At 74.0% G+C, this 12397-nt stretch carries 8 protein-coding genes; 4 read left to right on the forward strand and 4 right to left on the reverse strand.

What is annotated here, in order from left to right; all coding sequences use genetic code 11:
- Window positions 1–60: 60 nt before the first annotated feature.
- The gene (locus tag C4U44_RS30135) at window positions 61–4218 is read right to left on the reverse strand and encodes an Rne/Rng family ribonuclease (RefSeq protein WP_103889205.1); all 4158 of its coding nucleotides are present in this window, start codon (window positions 4216–4218) and stop codon (window positions 61–63) included.
- A 224-nt stretch (window positions 4219–4442) separates the two neighbouring features.
- Window positions 4443–5225, reverse strand: a complete 783-nt coding sequence (locus C4U44_RS30140) for a TIGR03936 family radical SAM-associated protein (RefSeq protein WP_103889206.1) — start codon at window positions 5223–5225, stop codon at window positions 4443–4445.
- A 358-nt stretch (window positions 5226–5583) separates the two neighbouring features.
- Here C4U44_RS30140 and C4U44_RS30145 point away from each other — a divergent pair, with 358 nt between their 5' ends.
- From C4U44_RS30145 to C4U44_RS30155, 3 genes are all read left to right on the forward strand, one after another.
- Window positions 5584–5889, forward strand: a complete 306-nt coding sequence (locus C4U44_RS30145; protein WP_103889207.1) for a hypothetical protein — start codon at window positions 5584–5586, stop codon at window positions 5887–5889.
- Window positions 5886–6356 carry a DUF5994 family protein gene (locus C4U44_RS30150; RefSeq protein WP_103889208.1) on the forward strand — a complete coding sequence of 157 codons (471 nt, stop codon included), beginning with the start codon at window positions 5886–5888 and terminating at the stop codon, window positions 6354–6356. The genes C4U44_RS30145 and C4U44_RS30150 overlap by 4 nt, the downstream gene beginning before the upstream one ends.
- 111 nt (window positions 6357–6467) lie before the next feature.
- The gene (locus C4U44_RS30155) at window positions 6468–7442 is read left to right on the forward strand and encodes an SPFH domain-containing protein (protein WP_235032463.1); all 975 of its coding nucleotides are present in this window, start codon (window positions 6468–6470) and stop codon (window positions 7440–7442) included.
- A gap of 58 nt (window positions 7443–7500) precedes the next feature.
- On the opposite strand, the gene C4U44_RS30160 is transcribed toward C4U44_RS30155, so the two are convergent.
- A complete protein-coding gene (locus C4U44_RS30160) occupies window positions 7501–8988 on the reverse strand; it encodes an APC family permease (protein WP_103889209.1) in 1488 nt (495 codons plus the stop codon).
- Between the two features lie 136 nt (window positions 8989–9124).
- Here C4U44_RS30160 and C4U44_RS30165 point away from each other — a divergent pair, with 136 nt between their 5' ends.
- Window positions 9125–10288: an ROK family transcriptional regulator gene (locus tag C4U44_RS30165; protein ID WP_103889210.1), complete on the forward strand. Its 1164-nt coding sequence runs from the start codon at window positions 9125–9127 to the stop codon at window positions 10286–10288.
- A 122-nt stretch (window positions 10289–10410) separates the two neighbouring features.
- Here the strand turns inward: C4U44_RS30165 and C4U44_RS30170 are convergent, their stop codons facing one another.
- Window positions 10411–12363 carry a TIGR03960 family B12-binding radical SAM protein gene (locus C4U44_RS30170; RefSeq protein ID WP_103889211.1) on the reverse strand — a complete coding sequence of 651 codons (1953 nt, stop codon included), beginning with the start codon at window positions 12361–12363 and terminating at the stop codon, window positions 10411–10413.
- Window positions 12364–12397: the final 34 nt, after the last annotated feature.

The raw sequence follows: 12397 nt of genomic DNA on the forward strand, positions 1-12397 counted from the left end.
TCATGGGTGCGGCCCCTTCCGAGGAAGGAGCCGCACACGACGTCCCGCGCGACGTCTCCGCTACTCCGCGGAGCTGGCCGCCTTCTTGGTGGCGGCCTTCTTCGCCGTCGCCTTCGTGGTCGTCTTCTTGGCCGCCGCCTTCTTCGTGACGGTCTTCTTGGCCGTCTTCTTGGCCGCGGCCTTCTTCGCCGGCGCCTTGCGGGTCGCCCGCTTCTTGGGCTCCGCCTCGGCCTCGGCCGCCTCCGTCTCGGTGGTCGAGGACGCGGGCTCGGCGGCCGGTACGACCACCACCGCCGCCTCCTCGGCCGCGGCGGGAGCGCCCGCCGGGGCGGTCGCCTTCCGGGTCGCACGGCGACGGGTACGCGCCGGCGGCTCGGTCGACACGACCGGCTCCGGCTCCGGCTCGGCCGCGGCCTCGGCCGGCGCGGACTCCGCGCTGACCACGACCACCGCCGCCTCCTCGGCCGCGGCGGGAGCGCCCGCTGGGGCGGTCGCCTTCCGCGTGGCACGGCGACGGGTACGCGCCGGCGGCTCGGTCGACACGACCGGCTCCGGCTCGACCGGCGTCTCGACGTCGGGCTCGCTGACCGGCACGACCACGACGGCCGGCTCGGGCTCGTGGTCGGCGGCGGCCGGGGCACCCGCGGGCGCGGTGGCCTTGCGGGCACCGCGGCGCCGGCCGCGGCCACGGGAGCCGTTCGCGGCGGCCTCCGCCTCGGCGGCGCTGCCGAACCACTCCTCCTCGGGGTCGCCGACCGCGGGCACCAGGTCCGACTCGCCGACCTCGATCGGCTCCAGCTCCGGGAGCTCGGCCTCCTCGCCCTGGGCCTCGGTCTCCACGGCCACCTCGTGCTCGTGGTCGTGCTCGCCCGCACCCGCGGCGCCGCGGCGCCGCTTGCGCTTGCCGCCGCCACCGGTGGTGGTGGCCTGGTCCATGTGGACGATGACGCCCCGGCCGTTGCAGTGCACGCACGTCTCGGAGAAGGACTCCAGCAGCCCCTGTCCGACCCTCTTGCGGGTCATCTGCACCAGGCCCAGCGAGGTGACCTCGGCCACCTGGTGCTTGGTCCGGTCCCGGCCCAGGCACTCCAGCAACCGCCGCATCACCAGGTCGCGGTTGGACTCCAGCACCATGTCGATGAAGTCGACCACGACGATGCCGCCGAGGTCGCGCAGCCGCAGCTGGCGGACGATCTCCTCGGCCGCCTCCAGGTTGTTGCGGGTGACGGTCTCCTCGAGGTTGCCGCCCTGCCCGGTGAACTTGCCGGTGTTGACGTCGACCACGACCATCGCCTCGGTCTTGTCGATCACCAGCGAACCGCCGGACGGCAGCCACACCTTGCGGTCCAGCGCCTTCAACAGCTGCTCGTCGATCCGGTAGTTGGCGAAGACGTCGACCTCCGGCGTCCACCGCGACAGCCGGTCGACCAGGTCGGGCGCCACGTGCGAGACGTACTCGTGCACGGTGGACCACGCCTCGTCGCCGCTGACGATGACCTTCGAGAAGTCCTCGTTGAAGATGTCGCGGACCACGCGCACGGTCATGTCCGGCTCGCCGTACAGCAGCGTGGGCGCGTTGCCGGTCTTGGACTTGCGGCGGATGTCCTCCCACTGCGACTGGAGCCGCTCCACGTCGCGGCGCAGCTCGTCCTCGCTGGCGCCCTCGGCGGCGGTGCGGACGATCACGCCCGCGTCCTCCGGGACGACCTTCTTCAGGATGGACTTCAGCCGGGCCCGCTCGGTGTCGGGCAGCTTGCGGCTGATGCCGGTCATCGAGCCCTCGGGCACGTAGACCAGGTACCGGCCGGGCAGCGAGACCTGGCTGGTCAGGCGGGCGCCCTTGTGGCCGATCGGGTCCTTGGTGACCTGCACGAGCACCGGCTGGCCGGACTTGAGCGCGGACTCGATCCGGCGCGGGCCGCCGGACATGCCCAGCGCCTCGAAGTTGACCTCGCCCGCGTACAGCACCGCGTTGCGGCCCTTGCCGATGTCGACGAAGGCGGCCTCCATCGACGGCAGCACGTTCTGCACCTTGCCGAGGTACACGTTGCCGACGTAGGAGGTCGACTGCTCCTTGTTCACGTAGTGCTCGACGAGGACGTTGTCCTCCAGCACGCCGATCTGGGTGCGCTCGCCGTTCTGCCGGACCACCATGACGCGCTCGACCGCCTCGCGGCGGGCCAGGAACTCGGCCTCGGTGATGATCGGCACCCGGCGCCGGCCCTGCTCGCGGCCCTCGCGGCGGCGCTGCTTCTTCGCCTCCAGGCGGGTGGAGCCCTTGATGGACTGCACCTCGTCGGAACCGGTGCCGCCCTCGTAACGGGAGCGCGGCTCGCGGACCTTGGTGACGGTGCGCTCGGGGTCGTCGGACCCGGCGGCGGTGTCGTCGCCACCGTCCGAGCCGCGGCGGCGACGACGGCGGCGACGACGGCTGCTGGACGACGAGCCGCCCTGCCCCTCGTCGTGCTCGTGGTCGTCCTCGCCCGCGGCGCCCTCGTCCTCGTCGTGGCCCTCGGCGGACTCGTCGGACTCCTCGTCGGAGCCGCCGTCCTCGTGGTCCTGGTCACCGGACTCGCCCCGGCGACGGCGGCGGCCGCCACGGCGGCGACGGCGGGACGGGCGGTCCTCGTCGTGCTCCGACTCGGCCCCGTCGTGGTCCTCCGCCTCGTCGCCTTCGTCGGCGCCCTCGTCGGTGTCCTGCGCGGACTCGACCTCGGGCTCGTCGGCGGCGACGGCCGGCGACTGCTCGGGGGCGCTGCCGCGGCGACGGCGGCGACGGCGCGGGGTGTGGTCCTCGTCGGCCTCGGTGTCCGCCTCCGCCTCGGCGGCGGGGGCCTCGGCCTCGGCCGGTGCCTGCTCGGCGGCGTCGGGTGCCTGGAACACAGGCGGCTGGAAGACCGCCACGGCCGGGCGGGTGGCACGGCGGCGGCCGCGGGTGGGCGCGGGCTCGTCCGCCGCGGGCTCCTGCGCGGCGGCCGGCTCGGCCTCCTCGGTACGCACCTCGATCGCGATGGAGTCGACGGGGATGCCGAAGGCGGCGGCGAGGGCTTCGGCGGCCTCCGCGGTCGCGTCGGCCACGGTCTCGCCGTAGCCGCGGATCTCGTAGGCGTCGTCGATCTCGACGCCCCAGCCGTCGCCGTCGCGCAACGCGCGGCCGGTGTACGGGTGGTGGCCGGACGCGTCCTCCCGGGGCGCGAGCGCGCCCGGCTTCAGCCGGCGCAGGCCGTCACCCGCGGAGAAGGTCGGTACGGCGGCGCCCTTGCGGCCCCGGCGGCGCGAACGGCCGCTCTGCGGCTCCTCGGCGGCGGGGGCCCGCGCGGCTTCAGCAGCCGGTGTCTCGGCGGCAGGCGCGGCCGGCTCCTCGGCCGGGGCGGGGGCGGCAGTCTTACGGGTGGCCCGGCGACGGGTACGCGCAGGCGCCTCCTCCGCAGCCGGAGCCGCCTCCTCAGCGGCAGGCGCGGCCTCGGCGACCGGAGCCGCCTCTTCGGCAGCCGCGGGCGAACCGGCAGGAGCCGTCGCCTTACGGGTCGCACGGCGCCGGGTACGCGCGGGTGCCTCCTCCGCGGCGGGCGCGGGCTCTTCCGCGGCCGGAGTCTCGGCGGCAGGCGCGGCCGGCTCCTCGGCCGGTGCCGGCGCGGCAGTCTTACGGGTGGCCCGGCGACGGGTGCGCGCAGGCGCCTCCTCCGCAGCCGGAGCCGCCTCCTCAGCGGCAGGCGCGGCCTCGGCAGCCGGAGCCGCCTCTTCGGCAGCCGCGGGCGAACCGGCAGGAGCCGTCGCCTTACGGGTCGCACGACGGCGCGGGCGCGCCGGTGCCTCCTCCTCCGCGGCGGGCGCGGGCTCTGCCGCGGCCGGAGTCTCGGCGGCAGGCGCGGGCGAACCGGCAGGAGCCGTCGCCTTACGGGTGGCCCGGCGACGCGGACGCGCCGGTGCCTCCTCCTCCGCGGCGGGGGCGGCCTCGGCGGCCGGGGTCTCGGCTGCCGGGGCGGCGGCCGCGGTCTTGCGGGTGGCACGCCGCCGGGGGGCGGCCGGGGCCGCGTCCTCGGTGGCGGAGGTGCCTGCGGCGTCCCCGGTGTCAGTGCTGCCGGTGTCCGCGGCGGGCGGGCCCGCCGGGCGGGACGCGGCGCGACGGCGGCGGCGGGGTGCCGCGCTCTCGTCGGCCGCGGCGCCGGATGTGGTGTCCGGGTTCGAACCCGGGGTGGTCTCGTCGTTGTCGGGCATTCGGGCATTGCTCCCGTCGTGCCCCCGGGCGCCGCGCCGGTGGTTCCGGGGCCGGCGGGCCGCTTGGATCGCGGTGGCCGGCCTCCGGGGGCGTGGGCGCCGCACGGGGGCTGCTGTGTCGCTCATCGGCCCGCCCCTGCGGGGGGCCGACGAAAGTCTCGTGTGGTCAGCGTCGCCGGACCCGGGTGGCTCCCTGGTGCGTCGGCAACGCGTCGACGCCGTACCTAGGCGGAACCGGCAGGTACCGCCACGGCGTCGCGATCTGGCGCGAGCGGGTCGGTGACCGTGCCGGACTCCTCGTCGAGCGGCCCCTGCGCCAGCCTGGTCACCGCTGCGGGGACCGGCGGCGCGAGGTCGGCCGTCGCGTGGAGGCCGGACAGTACGTCGTCGGGTCGCACGGCAGGTGTCAGGTGTCGCACAACCAGCCGCAGTATCGCACAGGCATCGCCATCCGGCGCGCCTGCACCCTTTTCTGCCGCGCCCGTGTCCGTCGCGCCGCCCACCGCGTCAGCGGCGGGGACGACGTCGAACCGCGCGACGGCGGCCCGGCAGTCGAAGGTACGGACGCCGTTCTTGGTGCCGCGCTGTACTTCCACGGTCTCGGCGGCGAGGAACGCGGCGACGGCCCGGCGGGCCTCCTCCGGTTCGACCCCGTCGAGCCGGATCTGCCACACCGACGCCTCCAGCCGGTCGGCCAGGCCCGAGGTACGGGCGTCGACCGCCTCGATCACGTCGAGACCGGTGGGCAGGGACGCGTCCAGCAGCAGCCTCAGCTGCTCGGGGTCGCGCGGCGCGGCGAGCGCGATCTCCAGGTACTCCGCCTCGCTGCCGACGCCCGTGGGCGCGGCGTTCGCGTACGACACCTTGGGATGCGGGGTGAACCCGGCGGAGTACGCCATCGGCACGTCGGCGCGGCGAAGCGCCCGCTCAAAGGCGCGCTGGAAGTCTCGGTGGCTGGTGAACCGGAGGCGGCCGCGCTTGGTGTACCGCAGGCGGATGCGCTGCACCGCCGGTGCCGGCGGCGGGCCCTCGGGCTGTCGCTTGCCCAGTGTCGCTCAGTCCTTCATGTCGCATGTGGTGCCGCTCGCCCGCGTGCCTCTCGGAAGCACCCGGACGTTTTACCCCACCAAGGTTACGCCGAGCGCCGGGAGCCACGCGCCGCGCGCGATGCGCCCTGTGGACGGGCGGGCCGTGTCCCGGCGCCGCGGCCAGGGTTCGCCGAGGCCACGCCGGGTATGGGGTGAAATGTGCAGATATCAGGAGTCGGCCCACATGCCCCCGTCCCCACCGCCGTCGGAATCCCCGGCCGTACGACAGCGGTCGGGCACTGCCGCACGGCCGCCGCACCGGCGAGGTGACCCGATCATGACCATCGTGATAGCCCTCGCCGTGATCGCCGTGGTGGCCGTCGGCGGCGTGTGGCTGCTGCGCAAGCAGGCCTCCGAGCAGCGGGAGGGCGAGCCGAGGCCGCTGGTCGAGGACGGCCCGCCGCCCAGCGCGGAGGACCGCGACGCCCCGCACCCCGCACCCGACCGCCCCTGGCGTGACGACCCCCTGGACCGCCCGGGCGACGACGGCCTGCGGAGCCACGACCTGCCCCACTCCGCCGACCCGGACGTGGTGCCCGCCACCCCCGTGCACGCCGCGCCGGAGCAGGAACGCCAGGCGTGAGCAGGGCCTCCGGCGGCGTCGGCGTGCCGCCCACCGGGCGGACGCGCTCCGCCGCGGCGGAGGAGGCGCCGGTGCGGCTGGCGCTGAGCCCGCCGGGCAGCGGACCCCGCCTGATCGACGGCGTCTGGTGGCCGCGTTCGCACGACCTCGGCACATCCCTGCCCGGCCTGCTGGCCGCCCTGGAGGAGCGCTGGCCCGGCGTCACCCGCGTCACCGTGGACCGCTCGGCGTGGGGTCCCTGGCCGGACTCCCTGCTGATGCCCGACGGCCGCACCGTGCGCGTCACCCGCTCCCCGGCCGCCCGCGACCGCGGGACGATCCGCCTGCTCTCCTACGGTGTCGGGCGCTGCGACCTGCGGGTCGTCCCCCCGGAAGCGGACCCCGCCGATGCCCGCCGTCCGATGGCCGCGAACCGCGCCGGTTCACGCCCTCCCGCGGCCCCGTCGAGGCGCCGGACCGAGGAGTAAGGTCGGGAGAAACGAGGGTTTTTCGTCCGCTTTCTCCCGTATTCCCCCGCGTTCCAGCCACCCTCGTTCGTGCCGACCCCGGCACTCGCACCAGCCGAGGAAGTGACCGACATGGTCGCCTTGATCACGGCCCTGGTGGCCGTCGTCGTCATCGCGCTGATCCTGCTCGCGATGAGCGTGCGCAACGTCCAGCAGTACGAGAAGGGCGTGGTGTTCCGGTTCGGCCGGCTGCTGCCGGACATCCGCAGTCCCGGCCTGCGGCTGATCCGCCCGGTCGGCGACCGGATGCGGAAGGTGTCGATCCAGACCGAGGTGCTCGGGGTGTCGCCGCAGGGCGCCATCACCGCCGACAACGTGACGCTGACCGTCGACGCGGTCGTCTACTTCCGGGTGATCGACCCGGTCAAGGCGCTCGTCAACGTGCACAACTACCCCGCCGCGGTCTCGCAGATCGCCCAGACCTCGCTGCGTTCGGTGATCGGCCGCGCCGACCTCGACACGCTGCTGTCCGACCGCGACCACGTGAACGCGGAGCTGAAGAAGGTCATGGACGCCCCCACCGAGGGACCGTGGGGGCTGCGCATCGAGCGGGTGGAGATCAAGGACATCGCGCTGCCGGAGTCGATGATGCGCTCGATGTCCAAGCAGGCCGAGGCGGAACGTGAGCGGCGCGCCCGCGTCATCGCCGCCGACGGCGAGTTCCAGGCGTCCCAGCGCCTCGCCGACGCGGCCTCCACCATGGCCGACACCCCCGGCGCCCTCCAACTGCGGCTGCTGCAGACCGTGGTGGACGTCTCCGCCGAGAAGAACAGCACCCTCGTGATGCCGTTCCCGGTCGAACTGCTCCGGTTCTTCGAGCGGTTCACCGACGGGTCCGGGCAGGTCGACGGGTCCGGTCCGGAGTCCGGCCAGGAGCCCTCCCGGCAGTCCGGGGGGTCCGGCGGGACCCAGGGTCCGCCGGAGCCCGGGCGGCCCGGACCGCCCGACAGGGGCCGACCCGCGGATCCGGAGCGGATCGCCGCGGCGCTGCCGGAGGTGCTCGTTCCGCCGGTCGACGGGGCCACCGGGTCCACCCGGCGCGGCTGACCGTACGCCCGGCGCGGCTGCCGGGTCCGCCGTCAGGGGCGGGCCCGGCAGCCGCTGGTCAGACCCCGACCGGCGCGGCGCCGGCCGCCGTGTCCGCGTCCGGTCCCGCGTCCGGGTCGGCACCCGACAGGTACTCCTCCGAGATCTCCTTCGGCCCGAACGGCCAGACCTTCTCGTAGCGGGACCACAGCGCGAACGCGACGAGCCCGAGCGCCACCCACGCCAGCGACCACTCGATGGGATGGCGTCCGGGCGAGTTCTTGTCCGCGTACCCGTAGATGACCAGCCAGCCGACCAGCGCGACGATCGCCGGGACCGGGTAGAGCCAGATCCGGTACGGGCGGCGCAGGCCGGGCTGGCGGCGGCGCAGGACGCCGACCGCGAGGATCTGGGCGAGCGCCTGGACGATCACCATCACCGTGGTGAGCAACTGGATCAGCGTCTGGAGGTCGGTGTGCCGGCCGATCAGGAAACCGCCCGCGGTGACCACGCCCATGGTGGCCAGCCCCCACACCGGAAAGCGGTGCCGCTCGTGCAGCCGGCCGTAGGGCCGGAAGAACACCCGCTCGCGCGCGGCGTCGTACGGCACCCGGGAGCCGCCGAGCAGGCCGGTGAAGACCGAGGCGAAGGCCGTGATCAGGATGAGCACGGTGACGGTGTCGGCCGCACCCTTGCCCCAGGTCTTCTCCAGCACCGCGGAGGCGACCGAGGTGGAGGCGATGTCGTGCGGGTCGGTCATCCGGTGCCAGTCGATGACCCCGAGGGTGCCGATCTGGAGCAGGAGGTAGATCGCCATGATGCCGACGATCGAGAAGATGATGGAGCGCGGCAGCACCCGGCCCGGCTTCCTGATCTCGGCGCCCATGTAGGCGGTCGTGTTGTAGCCGAGGTAGTCGTAGATGCCGATGGTCAGGCCGCCGGCGAAGCCGGTCCAGAAGTGGCCGGTGGTCAGCGCGAAGGCGTGCGCGGGATAGGTGAAGGCCAGGTGCCCGGAGAAGTCCGTGGCCGCGGCGACGATCACCAGCAGCACCGACACGATCATCACCGCCCACATCACGGCGGTGATCCTGGCGATGTGCTCGATGCCGCGCCACAGCAGGCCGATCACCAGCACGATCATCGCGAGCCCGATCAGGTCGCCGGTGGTCTTCCCCATGTGCGGCGCGAGGTACCCGAGGTACTGCACGAAGCCGACCACGCCGGTCGACATGATCAGCGGGATGAAGAGCATCGCCGTCCACACGAACAGGAACGGCATCAGCCTGCCGCTGCGGTACTGGAACGCCTGCCGCAGGTAGACGTAACTGCCGCCGGAGCCCGGCATCGACGCGCCCAGCTCCGCCCACACCAGGCCGTCGGCGAGCGCGAGCACGGCGCCGGCCACGAAGCCGATCACCGCCTGCGGACCGCCGAACGCGCCGACCATCAGCGGGATCGTGACGAACGGCCCGATGCCGCACATCTGGCTCATGTTGATCGCGGTGGCCTGGAAGGGGCCGATGCGGCGGACGAAGCCGCCGGCGGCGGACGGGGGGCTGCCGGACATGGGGGCTCCCTGAACTGGTCGGATCACAGGCGTGGCTGGGGCGCGTTCAAGTTAAGTTCCTTTACTAATAGCGTCAAGGGGGTGCGCGACCCGGGCTTCCGGCCGCCTGCCCGCGCCATGGGCGACAATGCGGACCATGAGCAGCAGCGACGGAGGTGGCGAACAGCCCTGGAACCAGCAGCGGCTGCGCAGCTCCAACGAACGCCTGCTGCTGGAGCGGTTGCGGGCCGCCCCCGCCTCGCGCGCCCAACTCGCCCGCGCCACCGGCCTGTCCAAGCCCACCGTCTCCAGCGCGCTGGCCGCCCTGGAGACGGCCGGGCTGGTCCGCGAGGCGGGCCACCATATCCCCGAGCGCGGTCGCGCCGCCGTGCTCTACTCCCCCGACCCGTCGGCCGGTTACGCCCTCGGCATCGACATCGGCCGCACCTGGCTGCGGGTGGCGCTCGCCGACCTCGACGGCGTGGTGGTCGCGCGCGGCGACGTCCGCAACCGGGCCCGCTCCTCCGCCGCGATGGCCGACCTGGTGGTGGCCACCGCGCACCAGGTGGTCGCCGGCTCGGCGGTGCCCGCGGCCAAGGTGGTGCACGCCGTGGTCGGCACCCCCGGGGTCTACGACCCGGCCGCCCGGCGGGTGCGCTACGCCCAGCACCTGCCCGGCTGGGGCCGCGCCGGGCTCTTCGACCGGATGCGGGACGAACTCGGCGTCCCGCTCGCCGTCCACAACGACGCCAACCTCGCCGCCGTCGGCGAGCACTCCTTCGGTGTCGGCGCCGGCAGCCGGCTGTTCGTCTACGTGATGATCGGCACCGGGCTCGGGATGGGGATCGTCGCCGACGGCCGGCCCTTCACCGGGGCGAGCGGCGCCGCCGGGGAGATCGGCTTCCTGCCCTGGCCCGGGCGCGAACCCGGCACCCTGGAGGACACCGTCTCCGCCGACGCCGTGGTCCGCGCCGCCCGCGCCCTCGGCATGACCGGCACGCTCACCGCCAAGTCCGTGTTCGCCGCCGCCCGTTCCGGCCACCCCGCGGCGGTCGCCGCGGTCCGCCAGGAGGGCGAGCGGCTCGCGCACACCGTCGCCGCCGTCGCCGCCGTCCTGGACCCCGAACTCGTCGTGCTCGGCGGCGGCGTCGGCCACAGCGCCGACCTGCTGCTCACCACCGTCGGCGACACGCTGCGCCGGCTCACCCCGCTGCGCCCGAGGGTCGCGGCCAGCGCGCTCGGCGAGGACGCGGTGGTGCTCGGCGCGGTCGCGACCGCGCTCGACACCGCGCGGGACGTGGTCTTCGCGCAGCGCGGCTGACCCGTCCCGCAGGGGCCGCGGCGGACCCCGACACACGTGATGCGGCCCCGGACGGTGTCCGGGGCCGCATCACGGTCCGACGAGGGGTCAGCGGGCCGCGGCGACGGCCCGCCCCGCGGGGCTCATGACGTGCCGGCCCCGCCGCCCGCGGAGTTGGTGACCGTCAGGGGCAGGAGCTTGCGGCCGGTCGGGCCGATCTGGATGTCCAGGTCCAGCTGCGGGCAGACCCCGCAGTCGAAGCAGGGGGTCCAGCGGCAGTCGTCGACCTCGGTCTCGTCGAGGGCGTCCTGCCAGTCCTCCCACAGCCAGTCCTTGTCCAGCCCTGAGTCGAGGTGGTCCCAGGGCAGGACCTCCTCAGCGGTGCGCTCCCGGGTGGTGTACCAGGCGAGGTCGAGGTCGTACGCGGGCAGCGCGGCCTCGCAGGCCCGCAGCCAGCGGTCGTACGAGAAGTGCTCGCGCCAGCCGTCGAAGCGGCCGCCGTCGGCGTAGACCGCGCGGATGACGGCGCCGACCCGGCGGTCGCCGCGCGAGAGCAGGCCCTCGATGATGCCGGGCTTGCCGTCGTGGTACCGGAACCCGATGTTGCGGCCGTACTTCTTGTCGGCGCGGATCGCGTCGCGGAGCTTCTCCAGGCGGGCGTCGGTCTCGTCGACACCGAGTTGCGGCGCCCACTGGAACGGGGTGTGCGGCTTGGGCACGAACCCGCCGATGGAGACCGTGCAGCGGATGTCGTTCTGCCCGGTGACCTCGCGGCCCTTGGCGATCACCTTGCGCGCCATGTCCGCGATCTGGAGGACGTCCTCGTCGGTCTCGGTGGGCAGCCCGCACATGAAGTAGAGCTTCACCTGGCGCCAGCCGTTGCCGTAGGCGGTGGCGACGGTGCGGATCAGGTCCTCCTCGGAGACCATCTTGTTGATCACCTTGCGGATGCGCTCGGAGCCGCCCTCGGGAGCGAAGGTGAGGCCCGAGCGGCGCCCGTTGCGGGTCAGCTCGTTGGCGAGGTCGATGTTGAACGCGTCGACCCGGGTGGAGGGCAGCGACAGCCCGATCTTGTCGTCCTCGTAGCGGTCGGCGAGGCCCTTGGCGATGTCGGCGATCTCGGTGTGGTCGGCGGAGGACAGCGACAGCAGGCCGACCTCCTCGAAGCCGGTCGCCTTCAGGCCCTTCTCGACCATCTCGCCGATGCCGGTGATGGACCGCTCGCGCACCGGGCGGGTGATCATCCCCGCCTGGCAGAAGCGGCAACCGCGCGTGCAGCCGCGGAAGATCTCCACCGACATCCGCTCGTGCACGGTCTCGGCGAGCGGGACCAGCGGCTGCTTCGGGTACGGCCACTCGTCGAGGTCCATCACGGTGTGCTTCGACACCCGCCACGGCACGCCCGAACGGTTCGGCACGATCCGGGAGATCCGGCCGTCGGGCAGGTACTCCACGTCGTAGAAGCGCGGGACGTACACCCCGCCGGTCCGGGCCAGCCGCAGCAGGATCTCGTCCCGCCCGCCGGGCCGGCCCTCGGCCTTCCACGCCCGGATCAGCTCGGTGACGGTCAGCACCGCCTGCTCGCCGTCGCCGATCACCGCCGCGTCGATGAAGTCGGCGATCGGCTCGGGGTTGAAGGCGGCGTGCCCGCCGGCCAGCACGATCGGGTCGTCCAGGGTGCGCTCGGCGGCGTCCAGCGGAATGCCGGCGAGATCGAGCGCGGCCAGCATGTTCGTGTAGCCCAGCTCCGTGGAGAAGCTGAGGCCGAAGACGTCGAACGCGCGTACCGGGCGGTGGCCGTCGACGGTGAACTGCGGCACGCCGTGCTCGCGCATCAGCGCTTCCAGGTCCGGCCAGACGCTGTAGGTGCGCTCGGCGAGCACGCCGTCGCGCTCGTTGAGCACCTCGTAGAGGATCATGACGCCCTGGTTGGGCAGGCCGACCTCGTACGCGTCCGGATACATCAGCGCCCACCGCACCTCGGCGGCGTCCCAGTCCTTGACGGTGGAGTTCAGCTCACCGCCGACGTACTGGATCGGCTTCTGTACGTGCGGGAGCAGCGCTTCCAGGCGCGGGAAGACCGACTCGACAGGCATCTCGGCGACTTTCGTGTGTCCTGATCTTGCGGGC

Origin of the sequence: Actinacidiphila yanglinensis (assembly GCF_900107965.1) — a bacterium.
Lineage (GTDB): Bacteria > Actinomycetota > Actinomycetes > Streptomycetales > Streptomycetaceae > Actinacidiphila > Actinacidiphila yanglinensis.